This is a genomic window from Tsukamurella soli (assembly GCF_039541155.1).
In the GTDB taxonomy this organism is placed as follows: Bacteria; Actinomycetota; Actinomycetes; order Mycobacteriales; family Mycobacteriaceae; genus Tsukamurella; species Tsukamurella soli.
Map to the genome: position 1 here is coordinate 1 of NZ_BAABFR010000066.1, position 16,451 is coordinate 16,451.

18 protein-coding genes and 1 pseudogene are annotated in these 16,451 nt (G+C 70.9%); 7 read left to right on the plus strand and 12 right to left on the minus strand.

The features are described from left to right. Positions 1-73: 73 nt before the first annotated feature. A complete protein-coding gene (locus tag ABD908_RS18065) occupies positions 74-1,036 on the minus strand; it encodes an ADP-ribosylglycohydrolase family protein (protein ID WP_344998491.1) in 963 nt (320 codons plus the stop codon). A 273-nt stretch (positions 1,037-1,309) separates the two neighbouring features. Here ABD908_RS18065 and ABD908_RS18070 point away from each other — a divergent pair, with 273 nt between their 5' ends. Together ABD908_RS18070 and ABD908_RS18075 are read left to right on the plus strand one after the other, a co-directional pair. Further along, a complete protein-coding gene (locus ABD908_RS18070; RefSeq protein WP_385924321.1) occupies positions 1,310-2,224 on the plus strand; it encodes a cation diffusion facilitator family transporter in 915 nt (304 codons plus the stop codon). A gap of 155 nt (positions 2,225-2,379) precedes the next feature. Beyond that, positions 2,380-3,189, plus strand: a complete 810-nt coding sequence (locus tag ABD908_RS18075; RefSeq protein WP_344998495.1) for a hypothetical protein — start codon at positions 2,380-2,382, stop codon at positions 3,187-3,189. A 31-nt stretch (positions 3,190-3,220) separates the two neighbouring features. Here the strand turns inward: ABD908_RS18075 and ABD908_RS18080 are convergent, their stop codons facing one another. The 6 genes and pseudogenes from ABD908_RS18080 to ABD908_RS18105 all read right to left on the minus strand — a co-directional run. Further along, positions 3,221-3,850 (minus strand): hotdog fold domain-containing protein, encoded by a 630-nt coding sequence (locus tag ABD908_RS18080; RefSeq protein ID WP_344998496.1) that lies wholly within the window; start codon positions 3,848-3,850, stop codon positions 3,221-3,223. Beyond that, positions 3,847-5,025: a lipid-transfer protein gene (locus ABD908_RS18085; RefSeq protein WP_344998498.1), complete on the minus strand. Its 1,179-nt coding sequence runs from the start codon at positions 5,023-5,025 to the stop codon at positions 3,847-3,849. Before ABD908_RS18085 ends, ABD908_RS18080 begins: the two co-directional genes overlap by 4 nt. Further along, a complete protein-coding gene (locus ABD908_RS18090) occupies positions 5,022-5,411 on the minus strand; it encodes a MaoC family dehydratase (protein WP_344998500.1) in 390 nt (129 codons plus the stop codon). Before ABD908_RS18090 ends, ABD908_RS18085 begins: the two co-directional genes overlap by 4 nt. 44 nt (positions 5,412-5,455) lie before the next feature. After that, the gene (locus ABD908_RS18095; protein WP_344998502.1) at positions 5,456-6,451 is read right to left on the minus strand and encodes a bifunctional MaoC family dehydratase N-terminal/OB-fold nucleic acid binding domain-containing protein; all 996 of its coding nucleotides are present in this window, start codon (positions 6,449-6,451) and stop codon (positions 5,456-5,458) included. Next, complete coding sequence (locus tag ABD908_RS18100; RefSeq protein ID WP_344998542.1) at positions 6,448-7,656, minus strand: acyl-CoA dehydrogenase family protein; 1,209 nt, start codon at positions 7,654-7,656, stop codon at positions 6,448-6,450. Before ABD908_RS18100 ends, ABD908_RS18095 begins: the two co-directional genes overlap by 4 nt. A gap of 12 nt (positions 7,657-7,668) precedes the next feature. Continuing rightward, positions 7,669-8,766: pseudogene (locus ABD908_RS18105) on the minus strand (acyl-CoA dehydrogenase family protein); the annotation flags it as partial. A gap of 84 nt (positions 8,767-8,850) precedes the next feature. Here ABD908_RS18105 and ABD908_RS18110 point away from each other — a divergent pair. The 5 genes from ABD908_RS18110 (at position 8,851) to ABD908_RS18130 (ending at position 11,379) form a co-directional block, all read left to right on the plus strand. Next, positions 8,851-9,729, plus strand: coding sequence for a TIGR03619 family F420-dependent LLM class oxidoreductase (locus tag ABD908_RS18110; RefSeq protein WP_344998544.1), 879 nt, complete (start codon positions 8,851-8,853; stop codon positions 9,727-9,729). Positions 9,730-9,742: 13 nt separating this feature from the next. Beyond that, complete coding sequence (locus ABD908_RS18115; RefSeq protein ID WP_344998504.1) at positions 9,743-10,186, plus strand: nuclear transport factor 2 family protein; 444 nt, start codon at positions 9,743-9,745, stop codon at positions 10,184-10,186. A 34-nt stretch (positions 10,187-10,220) separates the two neighbouring features. Further along, complete coding sequence (locus ABD908_RS18120; protein WP_344998505.1) at positions 10,221-10,658, plus strand: PPOX class F420-dependent oxidoreductase; 438 nt, start codon at positions 10,221-10,223, stop codon at positions 10,656-10,658. A 215-nt stretch (positions 10,659-10,873) separates the two neighbouring features. Continuing rightward, entirely contained in the window at positions 10,874-11,122 is a 249-nt protein-coding gene (locus tag ABD908_RS18125) for a type II toxin-antitoxin system Phd/YefM family antitoxin (protein WP_344998507.1), read from the plus strand. Next, positions 11,119-11,379 (plus strand): Txe/YoeB family addiction module toxin, encoded by a 261-nt coding sequence (locus ABD908_RS18130; protein WP_344998509.1) that lies wholly within the window; start codon positions 11,119-11,121, stop codon positions 11,377-11,379. Before ABD908_RS18125 ends, ABD908_RS18130 begins: the two co-directional genes overlap by 4 nt. Here ABD908_RS18130 and ABD908_RS18135 read toward each other — a convergent pair whose 3' ends face one another. The 5 genes from ABD908_RS18135 to ABD908_RS18155 form a co-directional block, all read right to left on the minus strand. Next, positions 11,380-12,447 (minus strand): 2Fe-2S iron-sulfur cluster-binding protein, encoded by a 1,068-nt coding sequence (locus tag ABD908_RS18135; protein ID WP_344998511.1) that lies wholly within the window; start codon positions 12,445-12,447, stop codon positions 11,380-11,382. Then, positions 12,444-12,788, minus strand: coding sequence for a hypothetical protein (locus ABD908_RS18140; RefSeq protein ID WP_344998512.1), 345 nt, complete (start codon positions 12,786-12,788; stop codon positions 12,444-12,446). The genes ABD908_RS18135 and ABD908_RS18140 overlap by 4 nt, the downstream gene beginning before the upstream one ends. 1 nt (position 12,789) lies before the next feature. Then, entirely contained in the window at positions 12,790-13,947 is a 1,158-nt protein-coding gene (locus tag ABD908_RS18145; protein WP_344998514.1) for a 3-ketosteroid-9-alpha-monooxygenase, oxygenase component, read from the minus strand. Positions 13,948-13,969: 22 nt separating this feature from the next. Continuing rightward, positions 13,970-15,724, minus strand: a complete 1,755-nt coding sequence (gene kstD / locus ABD908_RS18150) for a 3-oxosteroid 1-dehydrogenase (protein ID WP_344998517.1) — start codon at positions 15,722-15,724, stop codon at positions 13,970-13,972. A 143-nt stretch (positions 15,725-15,867) separates the two neighbouring features. Next, entirely contained in the window at positions 15,868-16,404 is a 537-nt protein-coding gene (locus ABD908_RS18155; protein ID WP_344998519.1) for a hypothetical protein, read from the minus strand. Positions 16,405-16,451: the final 47 nt, after the last annotated feature.

The window sequence follows — 16,451 nt, forward strand, 5'->3', positions numbered from 1 at the left end:
GGTGAGCCAAGGAGTTGGGACTAGTGGTTGTCTTCCTAAGACCGCTTGGCCTCCGACTTCACCGCGCGCCCCGTCACCCGGTCCGCGTCGCCGCGAGCGCGACGGCCCCGGCGAGCCGCGCCAGGTCGTCCGCCCGGTAGCCGGGCCACCCGTGCAGCTTCGCCTGCCACTCGGCGGGTACGGCCGACCTGCCCCAGCGAGCCCCGAGCAGTCCGCCCGCGATGGCGGCGGTGGTATCGGTGTCGTTGCCCGCACGGACGGCCCGCTCCAACGCGGCGGGCAGGTGGCCGGGGCCCGAGTCGTCGGTGGTGGTGATCGCCCACCACGCGGTCTGCAGCGCGTGCACGACCCAGCCGTTGTTCGGGAAGTCCGCAGGGCCGCCCCGTTCGGCCTGGTCCAGGCGCGGACCCCACCTGTCCCGCTCGGCGGGAGCGGCGACCTCGAGGTACAGCCGAGCGCCGTCGAACGTGCCGGTCAGCACCGCGTGCCGGATCGCGAACGACCACAGCGCGCACGCCTGCGCGGCCTCGGGGTCGGCGTGGGTGAGGTCGGATACGCGACGTGCGGCATCGATGCAGGCGTCCGCGTCCGCGAGGTAGCGGAGCGCGACCGGAGCGGTCCGCATGAGCGAGCCGTTTCCGCCGGTATGCCCGGTCTGCTCGTGCAGTTCCGCCGCCGCCCGCGCGAGCCCGCTGCCGGTGTCGTCGACGCGGCCTCCGAGGACCCGTCGGGTCTGGTTGCCGACATCCTTGGGCCCGCCGCCGTACCAGCGCAGGAAGCCGGCCGCGACGACGTCGAGACCGGCGGGCGTCCTCAGATCACCTGCGACCGCCCCCTCGGCTACACCGACCGCCATCGCGGTGTCGTCGGTCCACTCGCCCGGAGCGAAGCCGAACGGACCGCCGCCGCACATCGTGATCTCCTCGCCTGCGGCTGGTGTCGTGAACTCGTAGCCCGCGCCCAATGCGTCGCCGGCGGCCGTCGCCACCAGGACCCCCTCGATCCGGTCCGCCTGCCCTGCGGTCGTGTCCGTCATCGTCGTGCTCCTCCCGTGTGGATCTGTCGCGCACGCTACGCCGGAGTGCCGACAGGTTCTGCCGCAGCGAGGAACGAGCGGAGGCAGCAACCTCGCCACCTCGAGGTCCGAACGTATTGATATATGCGCATCTATTTATGTATTCTTGGGACGTATCCATCGATGAGGGGGCACAGCATGCGCAGTCCGGATCGCCACGACCACGACACCGCGCACGACCACACCGCCGACGCGCCTGCGCGACACGAACACCGGCATACGCACAGCCACTCGGTGTCGTCCGACGCCGACCGCCGCTGGCTCGGCGCGGCCCTCGCGTTACTGGTCGGATTCATGGCGGTCGAGGTGGTCGTCGGCATCTCGGCAGGCTCGCTGGCCTTGATCACCGACGCCGGGCACATGCTCACCGACGCGGCTTCGATCGCGCTCGCCCTGATCGCCATCCGTCTTGCCGCCCGGCCGGCGCACGGCGGGTACACCTACGGGCTCAAGCGCGCCGAGATCCTCTCCGCCCAGGCCAACGGGATCACGCTGCTGCTGCTCACGATCTACTTCCTCTACGAGGGGATCCGCCGGCTGATCACGCCACCCGAGGTCGAGGGTGGGCTCGTGCTGATCACCGCCCTGGTGGGGATCGTGATCAACCTCGCCGCCACATGGTGCATCCGCCGCGCCGATCGCTCCTCGCTCAACGTCGAAGGTGCGTACCAGCACATCCTCGGCGACCTCTTCGCGTTCATCGCGACCGCGGTCGCGGGCGCCGTCATCTGGTCGACGGGCTTCGCGCGCGCCGACGCGATCGCGGCCCTGGTCGTCGCTGTCCTCATGTTGCGCGCCGGCTGGGGTCTCGTCCGTGCGTCGGGCCGGATCTTCCTCGAGGCTGCGCCCGCGGACGTCGACCCCGAGGCGGTCGGCGGCGAGTTGGCGCGGGTCGCATCGGTGGTCGAAGTGCACGACCTGCATATCTGGGAGATCACGTCCGGCCAGCCCGCGCTCTCGGCCCACGTGCTGGTCGAACCGGGCGCAGACTGCCACGCCGTACGCACCACGATCGCCGCCGTCCTGCGGGATGCGCACGATATCGATCACGTGACAGTGCAGGTCGACCACGCGGGAGCCCCGTCGGAGATCCGGGACCCGCATTGCTCGCAGGCCCATGGCGGAGTGTTCCGGGCCGGCGAGGCCTGACGCCGTGGCAGCCGACGAGCGCGACCGATGACGGTGCCATGCCGGACTGTGTCGGACGGCCCGGTGGCGAAAGTGGAACGTGTTACAGTACCTCGATCGGCACCGGTCGCCGGGTCGCACTCGACCGACCGACGGCGGTGGGGGAGTATCCAACCGTGACCACCAGCGAAGGAGACGGGTTGACGCCCTCCGCCCCCAAGTCCACAGAGGAAACCGACACACCCGGCTCGGACACGACGGTCGACACCGTCGACCTCACGAAGCCGAGCGCCGGCTCGAACGCCACCGCGAGCACCTCGAACGCTGCCGATGCCGACCCGGCCGACACGAACCGAACCGTCGGCGACCGAGCGGAGTCCGCATCCGCCGCCGAGCGGCGACGCCGGATCCGCGACGAACGCGCCGCGGCCCACCAGCCCAAGACGATCACCCTGTCGGTCTCGCGTACCACCGCCGCGCTCGGCGCCCTGTGCGTCGTGCTGGCGATCGTGGCCATCGTGTTCGGCGCGCTGTGGCTCACGGGCCGCTCCGACCTGAACGACGCGCGCGGGCGCCTGGCCGCCATCGACACGACCAACGACCAGAACAAGCGCGCCGAGGACGTCGCCACGAGGTACGCGGTGGGGGCTGCGACGATCGACTACCAGAACCTGTCGGTGTGGGAGAAGGCGCTGGTCGCCAACACCACCCCGGAACTGTCGACCACCCTGCAGCAGGCCGCCGCCCAGATGGAGCAGATCTACTCGCCGGTGCAGTGGCGTTCCACCGCGACGCCGATCGCCGCGGTGGCCACGTCCAACCAGAACGGCGTGATCGCCGTCAACGTCTTCGTCAGTGTCATCACCAAGACCACGCAGACACCGTCGGGCATGCCGTCCACGGCGACGTACGCCGTCACCGTCGATACCAGGCGCGACTGGGTCATCAGCGACGTTCGCGGTATCGACTCGGCGCTCCCGAAGTAGGGCCGACCGTCAGGCGGTCACGCTGCGCGGCTCACGGCTGGCCGGGGAGCAGCGCGACCATCAGGCCCTCCCCCTCGGCGAGGAGGGTGCCGTCCTCGTCCATCAGCTTCGAGCGGATCAACGTCTTGCGCCCGTCCACCGACTGCACCGCCCCCTCGATGACGAGCGGTGTGTTCAGCGGCGTCACCTTGCGGTAGTCGACGTGCAGGTACGCGGTGCGGCTGATCGGGCGCCTGGCGGCGTACACCACCATGCCGAAGTTGTCGTCGAACAGCAGCGGGAGGACGCCGCCGTGCGCCACGCCGCCGCCACCGAGGTGATAGCGCCGCAGCTCGCCGCGGGCACGGACACCGTCGGCGTCGAACTTCTCCACCCGCCACGGCGGCATCAGCAGGCTGCCGCGGCCGGGCAGATCCATGACGCGTCCGGCCGGTCCGCGGCCCTCCGGCGCGTCGTAGGGTTCCAGCGTCTCGACCAGCGCCTGCGCCTGCGCGAGCGCGGTGGCGTACACGTCCGCGGGCGCATCGACCGCCACCGTCAGGTCCTGCAGGTGCCGCATGGTCTCGACGAACTCCCCGAAGACCGGCGGCGGGGTGGCGGGCCGGAAGCGCGGAAAGTCGCTCCGGCGGTCGCCTGCGGTCGATTCGGTCGTTTCACTCACGGATCGACTGTACTCAGCAGCAGGCCGCTGGTCGGCACCCCGGTGCCAGCGGTCACCAGCGCCGTCCGGGCACTGTCGATCTGGTTGACGGCCTCGCCGCGGACCTGCCGCACCCCCTCGGCGATTCCGTTCATCCCGTGGATGTATGCCTCGCCGAGCTGGCCGCCGTGCGGGTTGAGCGGCAACCGGCCACCGATCTCGAGGCGACCATCCGCGATGAACTCGCGGGCCTCGCCCCGGCCACAGAAGCCGAGCTCCTCGAGCTGCATCAGCACGTAGGGCGTGAAGTGGTCGTAGAGGATCGCCACGTCCACGTCGGCGGGCGAGAGACCGGCCTGCCGCCACAGCTCGCCCGCGACCACGCCCATCTCGGGCAGCGCGGCGACGTCGTCGCGGTAGTAGCTCGTCATGACGTACTGGTCGGGCCCGCTGCCCTGCGCCGCAGCGGCGATCACGGCCGGGGGACGGGCCAGATCCTGGGCCCGCTCGACGCTCGTGATCACCAGCGCCACACCGCCGTCGGACTCCTGACAGCAGTCGAGCAGCCGGAGCGGTTCGGCGATCCAGCGGGACGCCTGATGCTCCTCGAGGGTGATCGGCCGGCCGAAGAACCACGCGTTCGGGTTGGTCGCGGCGTTGGCCCGGTCGATCACCGCGATCCGCCCGAAATCCGCACTCGTGGCGCCGTAGAGGTGCATGTAGCGGCGCGCCGACATCGCGACGGTGGCCGCCGGCGTCGCGATGCCCATGGGGTAGTGGAAGCTGTTGTCGACGCCGTTGCTGTTGACCTGCTGCGCCGCGGCCGCCGACGCGCGCCCGAACCGGTGCCCCGACCGCTCGTTGAACGCGCGGTAGGCCACCACGACGTCGGCCACGCCGGTGGCCACCGCCATCGCGGCCTGCTGCACGGTCGCGGCCGCGGCGCCGCCGCCGAAGTTGATGCGGCTGAAGAACTTCAGCGACTCCAGCCCGAGTTCCCGCGCGACGGCGATCTCGCTGCTGGTGTCCATCGTGAAGGTGACGAGGCCGTCGACGGCGGCTGGGGCCAGCCCGGCGTCGGCGAGCGCGGCCCGGATCGCCTCGGTCGCGAGCCGCAGCTCGCTGCGCCCGGAGTCCTTGGAGAACTCGGTCGCCCCGATGCCGACGATGGCCGCGCGGCCCGACAGCCCGCTCATGCGGGCAGCACCACTGCGACGGTGCCGGTGATGTGGTCGCCCAGCGAGTCGCGCGCGGACACCGCGACCACGACCCGCTGCTCGCCGCCGACCTCGACGTGGTCGGCGACCGAGCCGCGGAACGTCAGGGTGTCGTACGCGTAGCAGGGCACCCCGAGCCGGATCGCGATCGACCGCACGATCGCGTCGGGCCCGGCCCAGTCGGTCACATACCGCTGGACGAGGCCGTTGTCGGTGAGGATGTTCACGAAGATGTCCTTCGATCCGCGGGCGTGCGCCGCATCGCGGTCGTGGTGCACGTCCTGGAAGTCCCGGGTGGCGAGCGCGGTGGACACGATGAACGTCGGCGTCGCGGCCAGCACGAGCTCCGGCAGCTCCGTGCCCACAGGTACCTCCCCGAGTCTCAGCGTGGCCGTCGGATTTCTCGGGGTCACAGTGCCTCCCAGGCGGGCAGGGTCGTGTCGTCGTCGACGCGCAGGAACACGGCCTGCACGGGCATGCCCACGTGCACGGCATCGGGCTCGGCGCCGATGAGCTCGCCGAGCACCCGGACGCCCTCGGGCAGCTGCACCAGCGCCACCACGAACGGCAGCCGTTTGCCCGGCACGGGCGGATGGTGGTGGACCACATACGAGTACACGGTGCCGCGGCCGGAGGCCACGACGTGGTCGGGGACGGCACCCAGGTCGCCGTCGGGCCCGACGGTGCCGGGCGGGTGCCGCAGCGCACCGCCTTCGCCGCCCCACCGCTGGATCCGCAGCTCGCCGATCCGCGTCCCCGCCCAGAAGAACTCGGTGTCGCGCGAGATCACCGGCCGCAGCACCCCGGCGGCGTGTTCGGGCGCGTCGATGATCCGACCGGACGGACCCGCGTCGGGGCGGGCGGCGGGGAGCTCGGACACCGGCGGCGCGAATTTCAGTACCCGGAACGTCATCTCGGCCACCACCTCGTCCCCGACCCGCCACACGGTGCGGGTGGTCACGAACCAGCCCTCGCCGAGCGCGGTCCGCTTGGGCCCCTGTACGTCCTCGAGCCGGGCGGAGGCGGTCAGCCGCTCGCCCACCCGCAGGTACCGGTGGTAGGTCTGCTGCGAGTCGGTGGCGACCACGGAGGTGTAGCCGGCGGCGTCGAGGTCCGCCATCATCGCCCCGAGCGGGTCGTCTGCGGTGCGGGTCCCGCGCAGCCCCGGCATCGTCCACACCTGCGCCATCGCGGGCGGCGCCACCAGCCCGCCGTGCACCGACGCCGCCGCGATCTCCGCGTCGACGTACACCGGGTTCGCGTCGCCGATCGCCTCGACCCAGTTGTGGATCATGGCCTGGTTCACCGGGTCCCGCGCGGGGCGTGGGGACGACTCCCCCCACGCCGCGATCCGGTCGGCGGCCGCCCGCACGGTCTCGGCCACACCCGCCTCCACTCCGGTCATCTCGGTACCCTCGGCAGACCGAGGCCCATCTGGGCGATCAGTTCGCGCTGGATCTCATTGACCCCGCCGCCGAAGGTGAGCACCAGGTTCCGCTTCGCCTGCACGTCGAGCCGGCGCAGGAGCGCCGCCGTCTCCGGCTCGGACGGGTCGCCCAGCCGGCCGACCACGTCCTCGAGCAGCGGGACCACCTCCTGTATCCGCTCGGACCCGAACACCTTGGTGGCCGAGGCGTCCGCCACAATCGCGGCCACGTCCGCGGTATCGGCCGCCGCGACCTGCCAGTTGAGCAGCTCGTTGATCCGCTCGGTGGCACGCACCCGCGCGAGCGCCGCACGAACGTCCGGGTGCGCCAGCAGGTCCCGCGCCGACGCCCAGCGCTCGACACGATCACCCACCCCGCCGATCCGGCCGGACGGCCCCAGCATGACCCGCTCGTGATTCAGCTGCGTGGTGATCAGCCGCCACCCGTCGTTCTCCTGCCCCACAAGGTGGTTCGCGGGGACGCGCACGTCCTCGTAATAGGTCGCGTTCACGTGGTGCGCGCCGTCGCAGGTGAGGATCGGGGTCCAGCTGTAGCCCGGATCGCGGGTGTCCACGATCAGGATCGAGATCCCGCGGTGCCGCGGCGCGTCGGGGTCGGTGCGCACCGCCAGCCAGATGTAGTCGGCGTCGTGCCCACCGGTGGTGAAGGCCTTCTGGCCGTTCACGACGTACTCGTCGCCGCGGCGCACGGCCCTGGTGCGCAGGGCGGCGAGGTCGGTGCCGGCGTCCGGCTCGGTATAGCCGATGGCGAAATGCACGTCCCCGGAGAGGATCCGCGGCAGGAACTCGGCCCGCTGCTCGTCGGTGCCGAACGTCTGCAGCGTGGGTCCCACGGTCTGCAGCGTCACCGACGGCAGCTGGATGTCGGCGCGCGCCGCCTCGTTGACGAACAGGTACTGCTCGACGGGACCGTAGCCCTGTCCGCCGTACTCTGCGGGCCAGCCGACGCCGAGCCGTCCGTCGGTTCCCATCCGCCGCACCAGGTCCCGGAACACGGGGCCGTGTCGCTCGGTCAGCATCGTCGCGCGCTCGGATTCCGTCATCAGCCCGGCGAAGTACTCGCGCAGGTCGGCCTGCAGCGCCGCCTGCGCAGGCGTGAGCGCGATGTACCGGCCGTCGCCCTCGACGTCGTCCGCCGCCGGCCGCGCGGTCGCGGAGCCGATCGCGCGCAGCGTGTGCTCGGGTCCGCCCACCATCCGGCTCAGGTCCTTGAGCAGCGAGTAGTACTGGTGCAGCGGATAGCCGATGTCGACGCCGATCCCGCCGTGCAGGTGGTGGCAGGTCCGCATGGCCGCGGGTGTCTCGGCGGCCAGCCAGTACGCGGCGAGCGCGGGCGCATTCCCGGCACCCGGTTCCCACGCCGCCGACAGCGCCGCGAGATGCATTGTCCGCGAGGCGATGTACACGTCTGCGATCTGCTGGGCCACGGCCTGGAACGCCGCCAGCGGGCGTCCGAACTGCTCGCGGCTCCGCACGTGCGTGGCGGTCAGCGCGAGGGCGCCGGCGAGGGCACCGTCCGCCACCGCAGCAGCGCCCACGAGCGCGAACCGGCGCAGCGCGGCAGCCGCATCCCCGGCGTGTGCGGCGTCGCCCAGGAGCGCGTCCCGTGGCAGCAGTACGCCCTCGAGCCGGACGGTGGCCTCGGGCGCACCGGAGGCCGACGGTGACGGCACCACCGTCACGTCCGCCGCACCGGGCTCGACGAGGAAGACCCCGATCCCGTCATCGAGCGTCGCCGTCACCAGGATCAGCTGCGCATCGCCCGCGTACGGTACAGCGGTCTTGACGCCGTCGAGCCGCCACCCGTCGCCGTCGGACGTGGCGGTGGTCGACGGCGACGCGGCCAGGGGCCGATCCGGCTCGCTGAGGGCGCCCGTGATCACGGTGGTGCCCGTGACGACTCCCGGCAGCACCGACGCGCGCTGCGCGGCGGTGCCGTAGCAGGCGATCGGCAGAACGCCCAGTGCGAGGGTCGCGAGTGCCGGCACCTCGGCGGCGCCTTCACCCACGGCGGTGAGCACAGCGGCCACAGCCTCGACACCCAGCCCGGCTCCACCGCAGTCCTCGGGGACTGCCAACCCCAGCAGGTCCGCCTTCGCCAGCGCGGCCCACCGTTCGTGGGCGCCGGCGTCCGCCTCCCGCGCCAGTACGTCGGCCGCGAGTCGCCTCGCCGCGTCCACCGCCTCGTCCGCCTCGAACCGCACCCGGCCTCCTCCCTCGAACCTCCGCGAGACTCCGCCCGACCCGACCGACCTCGGCGAAACCCGCGACATGAATTGGAACTTGTTCTAGTTTTAACAAGAGTAGTGCTGCGCCGCAAGGACGCGCAGCGGTACGGCCGACAGGAGGAGAGCACGGTGCGGTTCACCTACGCCGAGGCGATGACCGATCCCGCCTACTACATCCCGCTCGCGCAGGCGGCCGAGGCAGCCGGGTACACGTCGATGGTCGTCGCCGACAGCATCGCGTACCCCGAGGAGTCGGACGCCACCTATCCGTACACGCCGGGCGGCGACCGTGAGTTCCTCGACGGCAAGGCCTTCGTCGAGACCTTCGTCCTGTCGGCGGCGCTCGCCGCCTCCACGAGCACGCTCCGCTTCACCCCGTTCGTGCTGAAGCTGCCGATCCGGCCGCCGGTGCTGGTGGCGAAGCAGGCCGGATCGCTGGCGTTCCTGTCCGGAGACCGGTTCTCGCTCGGCGTCGGGATCAGCCCGTGGCCCGAGGACTTCGCCATGATGGGCGTCCCGTTCGGGCACCGCGGCCGCCGGATGGACGAGTGCATCGAGGTGGTCCGTGGTCTGTGCACGGGGGAGTATTTCGAGTACCACGGCGAGTTCGTCGACATCCCGCGGATCAAGCTCACCCCCGCGCCCCGCCGGCCCATGCCGATCCTGGTGGGCGGTCACAGCGATGCCGCGCTCCGGCGCGCGGTGCGACTCGGCGACGGTTGGATGCACGCCGGGGGCGACGCCGGTGACCTCGATCGGATGCTCGGCCGCATCGCCGAACTGGAGGCGCAGCGCGACGTGCCCCGCACGCTGCCGTTCGAGGTGCACGTCATCTCGCTCGACGCGTACACCGTCGACGGGGTCAAGCGCCTCGAGGACCGCGGCGTCACCGACGTCATCGTCGGCTTCCGCGTGCCCTACCAGGTCGGGCCGGACACCGAGTCCCTGCAGAAGAAGGTCGACCACCTCCGCCGATATGCCGACACCGTCATCACCCGCTTCGCCTGATCCGAGGACCCTCATGACCGATATCCACCCCGCCCGCATCCACCCCGCCCGCATCGCCGCCGAGGCGTCCCGTACCGCGGTGCGCGCCAAGGACAAGCAGGCATGGCTCGCGCTGTTCGCCGACGACGGTGTCGTCGAGGACCCGGTCGGCCGCTCGGCGTTCGACCCCGAGGGCAGAGGACACCACGGCCGCGACGCGATCGCCGCCTTCTGGGACGCGACCATCGCGAACGCCGACACCATCGAGTTCGACTACCGCGACTCGTTCGCGTGCGGCGACGAGGTGGCCTACGTGGGCACGATCCGAACATCGGTGGGCGGCATGCGGATCGACGCCGAGGGCGTCTTCGTCTACCGCGCCGACGGTGCCGGCCGGATCGCTTCGCTGCGCGCGTTCTGGGAGGTGGATCGGGCGATGGCCACCGCGACGCAGGAGGCCGCCGATACCGGCCATTGACCTCGAGTTCCATTGAGGTTCTACCGTGGTGGGCATGACCGCCGACGCAACGCACCCACCCTTCACCGCTATCGAACTCGACTACCTCGCCGGCCAGCGGCTCGGCCGCCTCGCCACGGCGGCGCCGGACGGCACGCTGCAGGTCAGTCCCGTCGGATTCGCCTACAACGCCGACACCGGCACGATCGACATCGGCGGTTACACCATGGCGGCCAGCCGCAAGTTCCGCAATGTGGCCGCCAACGGCCGGGTCGCATTCGTGGTCGACGACATCGCCTCGGTCCAGCCCTGGCGCGTGCGGTGTCTGGAGATCCGGGGACGCGGCGAGGCGATCGTCGAGCCCACCGATACCGCGAACGGACCGGTCGGTCCGATCATCCGGATCCACCCGGTACGGATCATCAGCTTCGGCATCGGTGACCTCGACACCGAGCCGCATGACCTGGTCCCCGACAGTCGCACCGTCACGTAGCCGCCGCCTGCGAGAAGACCGTCACTCCCGTGGAGATCACCGGCTCCAGCGTCGATCTCCGCACCGCGAAACGCGTCGGGCAGATCATCACGGCGACGGCTTCGCTACTGAGAGGGTCGTGGCGCCCACAGCGCTCACGGCTTGGTGAGCGTGCCACTCAGCGGTGCTCGATCCGCGGGTGGTACCATTTCCAGTACCACTGGAAGGAGTCTGTCATGGCCATCACCGCCAGCGAGGCCCGCCGCAGCCTGTTCCCCCTCATCGAGCAGGTCAACGACGACCGCACGGCCATCGAGATCACGTCGAAACGCGGCAACGCCGTCCTGATGTCCGCCGACGACTATGCAGCGTGGCAGGAGACCGCGTACCTGTTCCGGTCGCCGGTCAACGCCCGTCGCCTGCTCGACGCCGCCGACGAAGCCGCGAGGGGCGTCGCCGTCGAGCGGGCTCTGGATCGCGGGTGAGGCTCGTCTTCACCTCTCAGGGATGGGACGACTACGTCTCCTGGCAGACCGCCGACCGCTCCATCCTGAAGCGGATCAACCGGCTGATCGATGACGCCCTTCGAGATCCTGTGTCAGGCATCGGGAAACCCGAGCCTCTGAAGTACGGTATCGCCGGGGCATGGTCTCGGAGGATCACCGAGGAGCATCGTCTCGTGTATCAGGTTCTGTCCAACGATCTGGTGATACTTCAGGCCCGCTACCACTACGAGAAGTGACTACCCGTAGTCGATCGCGACATCGTCGGTCACGGGGGTGGCCTGGCATGCGAGGATCAGCCCGTCGGCGATGTCGGCCTCGTCGAGGACGTCGTTGTCGGCCATCGCCACCCGCCCGCGCACGAGTCGGCACGCGCACGCCCCACACGAGCCCTCCCGGCACGAGTACGGGGCGGCCAGGTCCGCGTCGAGCATCACGTCCAGCAGGCGCTTGTCGCCCGGCCACGCGAGCGTGTGCGTCGCCCCGTCGAGATCGACTGTGACGGTGCCGACCACCGGCGCGGCAGACGCGGCCACTGCCTCCGGCTCGGCATCGGCGAGTGTCTCCGCCTCCGCGGCCGCCTGGTCCTGCGCCTCGAAGGGGTTGCGCGGCAACGACCGGAACCGTTCCATGTGCACGTCCCGCCGCGCGACACCCAACGATCCCATCGCCCCCACCACGGCGTCCATGAACGGCGCGGGACCGCACACGTAGACCGCACGACCGGCCCACGGGCGAGCCAGGGCACCGAGTTGTGCCGCGGCCGGTAGACCCTGCAGTGACTCGAGCCAATGCACCACGGTCAGCCGGTCGGGGTAGGCCCGCGACAGCTCGGCGAGCCGACCTGCGAAGATGACGGACCCGGCGTCGCGGTTGGCGTAGATCAGCACAACCGACCCGGTGCCCGCCGCCAGCGTCTCCTCGACGATCGCCAGCACCGGCGTCACGCCGCTGCCGCCCGCGAACAACAGTAGGTCGTCGTCGAGGGAGCGCGGCGTGAACACCCCCGCCGGCGCGAGGACGTCCAGCTCGAGTCCGGGGGTCGCGTTGTCGCACAGCCAGTTCGACGCGTACCCGCCGGCGGTGCGTTTGACGGCCACCCGCACCGCGCCCTCGCTGGGCCCCGCACACAGCGAGTAGCAGCGCGCGACCGAGCCGGTGCGGTCGCTGGGGACGCGCACGGTGAGGAACTGCCCCGGACGGTACGCGAACCGGTCGCGATGCTCATCGGGGATCACGAATTCGATCGAGTGCGCGTCCTCGGTCTCGGCAACCACCTTGCCGACCTGGACCCGGTACACCGTCACCGCTCCTCCTCCGGGCCGCCCGAGCCGATCGCAACCCTGCCGAGTTTCGCTGCCGTGGTGATCGATTCGAGTAGCGCGGGGCAGCCCGAGCAGGCGGGCCGGCCCGACGCCGAGCGCCCCGCGAACACCGGACACGTGGCCGAGGGGTCGGCCAGCCACTGGATCGACGTCTGCTCCCGGCTGGTCTTACGCACCAAGACTTCGGTGCCGCAGTCTCCGCACCGCACGGGCGCGAAGCCGTCCGTGAGGAAGCTGCGCCGGTCGGCGAGGGTCTCCGGGCGGGTCGCAGCGACACCGAACGTCGTCGTGCCGCCCGGCGGCGGCGCGACCGCCGAGCTCACCTCAGACCTCCGTCCCGTGCGTCTGTTCATCGCGTGCGCCCTGGCGGGCGATGTTCTCGGCCACCTCGGCCTCCCATGCGGCCACGGCGTGTGCGGTGTCGACTTCGAACTCGAACCGTGAGGTCATGTCGTCGGTCACGTCGTCGGCGTCCACGTAGAACTGCTCGTACCACCGCCGGAGCTGGTAGACCGGGCCGTCCTCCTCGCACAGCAGCGGGTTGTCGATGCGGGTCTTGTTGCGCCAGATCTCCACATCCTGCAGGAAGCCCAGGCCGACGTTCTTGGCGAACCGCGCTGCGACCTGGTCGGCCTTCGCGTCGTCGAGCCCGGGCAGCTTCTTGACCTTCACGCCCCACATGAGCTTGAACGAGTCCTGCGTGATCGGGTAATGGCAGTTGATCAGCACATTCTCGATCTTCAGGCCCTTATAGTCGTTGTGCAGGTAGTTGATCATGTACGAGGGCCCGAAGTAGTGCGCCTCCGACTTCAGCAGCACGTCGTCGCCGCCGGACAGCCCGATATCGGTGACGTCGTTCCGCCCCTTCGTGTCCAGGTACTGCGAGGCGATATGGCCGTCGAAGACGTTCTTGAAATAGGTCGGCAGGCCGAAGTGGATGTAGAAGAAGTGCGGCATGTCCACGACGTTGTCGATGATCTCCCGGCAGTTCGATCCCTCGATCACCACCGAGTCCCAGGTCCAGTTGCTCCACTCCGGCCCGGATACGTCACCGTCGACGGCGGGGATGTCCAGCTCGGGGCCCGGGACGGCGCCCTGCGGATCGTGCCACACGAACAGCTGGTCGTTCTGGATCGTGGTGCGCCAGGCGCGAGTTCGCGCCCGCAGCGGGACACGTTTGGCGTAGGGGATGGCCTTGCACTTCCCGTCGCCGCCCCAGCGCCAGTCGTGGAACGGACACGCGACTTCGTTGCCCTTGACGCTTCCCTGGGTGAGGTCGCCGCCCATGTGCCGGCAGTAGCCGTCCAGGACGTTCACCTTTCCGTCTCCGCCCTGGAACACCACCAGCTTGGTGCCGAACGCCGAGATCGCGTGCGGCACACCGTCGGTGAAGTCGCGTAGCAGACCCAGGCAGTGCCAGCCCCGCGCGTAGCGGGTCGGGATCGACCCCGAGTCGATGGTGCGGAATCCGTGTTCGCTCATGCCGTTCCACCTCTCTGCCCGCTCACGCGAGCCCGTCCGTCGCTGCGGCGGGCGCTGCCCCGGCGACGCCCTCGTCCGACTGTGCCATGTCCTCGACCGCGAGATAGGCGAACACCATCGCGGGCCCGATGGTGGCACCCGGGCCCGCGTAGGTGTGGCCCATCACCGGGGCGCTGGTGTTGCCGGCGGCGTACAGGCCGGCGATGACGGTGCCGTCCGCGCGCAGCACGCGCCCGGCGGTGTCGGTGATCAGGCCCCCCTTGGTGCCCAGATCGCCTGGCACCATCTTCGCGGCGTAGAACGGCCCCGTCTCGAGCGCACCCAGGCTGGGGTTGGGCCGGTTGTGCGGATCACCGTAGTAGTGGTCGTAGGCGCTCTCTCCGCGGCCGAAGTCGTCGTCACGCCCGGTGTGCGCGAAACCGTTGAAGCGTTCGACGGTGCCGGCCAGCGCCCCCGCGGGCACACCCATCCGCCCGGCCAACTCGGCGAGGGTCGCGCCGCGGACCAGCGATCCGTGCTTGAACCAGCGCCCGGGCAGCGCCTGGCGCGGCCCGAGGCCGGCGAACATGTACCGGTTTCGGTACCGCTGGTCGAAGACCAGCCAGGCCGGCACGTTCTCCCCGGGCCCGTCGCCCTGGCCGAACTCGCCCCCGTACATCGCGTGCGTCGCCTCGACGTACGGCGCGGACTCGTTGACGAAGCGTCGGCCGCGGGCGTTGACCATGATGCTGCCCGGCAGCGAGCGTTCCGCGAGACAGAACCACGGGCCGCCCGGCAGCGGGATCGCCGGTCCCCACCACGCGTCGCCCATGAACGCGACATCTCCGCCGACGGCCATGCCCGCCCGGATCGCGTCGCCCGTGTTGGCCGGCACCCCATTCGTCCACTCCGTGCCGATGGGCTCACGCTGGTAGCGCTGCCGCATGTCCGCGCTGTGCTCGAAGCCGCCCGCCGCCAACAGAACCCCCCGCCGGGCCGCGATCGTGCGGTCACCGTCGGGCGCGCCGATCGTCACCCCCGTGACCCGGGCACCGTCGGTCACGAGCGATCGCAGCGGCGTCTCGAGCCGGACCGGAACACCCACCTCGAGCAGTCCGGCGCGCAGTCCGGCGGCGAGGGCCTGGCCGCGCCCCAGCAGGTGCTGGCGGCGGACCTTGCCCCGGATCAGCCGCCCACCGACGCGCAGGGCTCGTAGCGGCCCGCGGATGTCGCGGGCCAGGAGGTTGAGCCACTTGTAGTCGGCCTGCGTGACCACGAGGTTCATCGGGGCCTTGGTGTAGTCGGGCTCGAGGTTCCGCAGTTCGGGCCCGAGCCGCCGGCCGTCGAACGGGCGCGGCTCCACCGAGCGGCCCTGCGCGCGGCCGCCCGGCGCCTCGGGGTAGTAGTCGGAATAGCCCGGCACCCACCGCAGCCGCAGCGGAGTGGTGCGGTGGACGAACGACACCACCTCGGGGCCGCGGTCGATGTACGTATCGATCCGCTCGGGCGGGACCTGGTTGCCGCTCGCGTCCGGACCGGTGCCGACTATCGCGTGCAGATAGCGTCGGGCGTCCTCGCGCGTATCGCGGATCCCGGTCGAGGTCAGCGCCTCGTTGCACGGGATCCACACGCCCCCACCCGAGCGGGCCGTCGAGCCGCCGAAGTGCGCGGCCTTCTCGACGATCAGCACCGACAGGCCCCGGTGGGCCGCGGCGAGGGCCGCGGTCATCCCGCCGGCTCCGCTGCCCACCACGATCACGTCGTACTCGTCGACCACCGCACCCGGCTCGGCTGTCATCGGGTCTCCTCGACTGCATCGCTGTAACAAGTTCTGCGGCTTGAGCTGCGGTTTTCCACAGTGTCCTGCCTCACTTCTGCAGCATAGACTAGAACACGTTCCAGTCTCTAGGGGACGGAACGGCGAGGATCCTCACCCACGCGTCAGCAGGGGAGGGGAATCCGCTCGTATGTTCCGGTCGACTTCCGGTACACCCAGTGCAACGTCGGAGGGCAGGACGACCGTGCCGCCCGCGGAGCGTGCCGCCGGGGCGTCGGCACCTCGACGTTCTTGGTCGTCTGGGCCGGCCGCGGCGCGGCGACAGGAGCGGTCGTCGAGGGCCTCTTCCCCGCGGAGGGGGCAGACGATGCCGGAGCGGACGGGGCGCCGATCCCGGACGACGGCGTCGCGGACTCCGCCGACGACGGAGTCGACGAGGAAGTGGTCGCGAGGCCTGCAGTCGAGTGGGCCGCCGCAGACGAGCCGGCAGGCGAGTGCGTGGCGGGCGTGCCGTGGACAGCGAGTGCGACCAGCATCACGACCGCCCCCAACAGTGCGGATGCCACCAGAACATACGCCGTGGCAGCGGGGCTGTACTGCGCCCAGCGCGGGATACCGCGCGTCGCGGCGGAGCCGGCGAGACGGCTGGGGCGACGGACGGGCTGCGGGCGCGCGGCGGGATCGTCGGACCGGTGCGTCATGATCCTGCAGCTTAGGCGACATCAGGGGCTGTCCGGGTATGTCGGTC

What these genes read in the sequence shown, in the direction of transcription:
- ABD908_RS18065 (WP_344998491.1), bottom strand. Translation starts at nt 1,036, where the DNA reads ATGACGGACACGACCGCAGGGCAGGCGGACCGGATCGAGGGGGTCCTG.
- ABD908_RS18085 (WP_344998498.1), bottom strand. Translation starts at nt 5,025, where the DNA reads ATGAGCGGGCTGTCGGGCCGCGCGGCCATCGTCGGCATCGGGGCGACC.
- ABD908_RS18095 (WP_344998502.1), bottom strand. Translation starts at nt 6,451, where the DNA reads ATGACCGGAGTGGAGGCGGGTGTGGCCGAGACCGTGCGGGCGGCCGCC.
- ABD908_RS18115 (WP_344998504.1), top strand. Translation starts at nt 9,743, where the DNA reads ATGACCGATATCCACCCCGCCCGCATCCACCCCGCCCGCATCGCCGCC.
- ABD908_RS18120 (WP_344998505.1), top strand. Translation starts at nt 10,221, where the DNA reads ATGACCGCCGACGCAACGCACCCACCCTTCACCGCTATCGAACTCGAC.
- ABD908_RS18125 (WP_344998507.1), top strand. Translation starts at nt 10,874, where the DNA reads ATGGCCATCACCGCCAGCGAGGCCCGCCGCAGCCTGTTCCCCCTCATC.
- ABD908_RS18145 (WP_344998514.1), bottom strand. Translation starts at nt 13,947, where the DNA reads ATGAGCGAACACGGATTCCGCACCATCGACTCGGGGTCGATCCCGACC.
- kstD (WP_344998517.1), bottom strand. Translation starts at nt 15,724, where the DNA reads ATGACAGCCGAGCCGGGTGCGGTGGTCGACGAGTACGACGTGATCGTG.
- ABD908_RS18155 (WP_344998519.1), bottom strand. Translation starts at nt 16,404, where the DNA reads ATGACGCACCGGTCCGACGATCCCGCCGCGCGCCCGCAGCCCGTCCGT.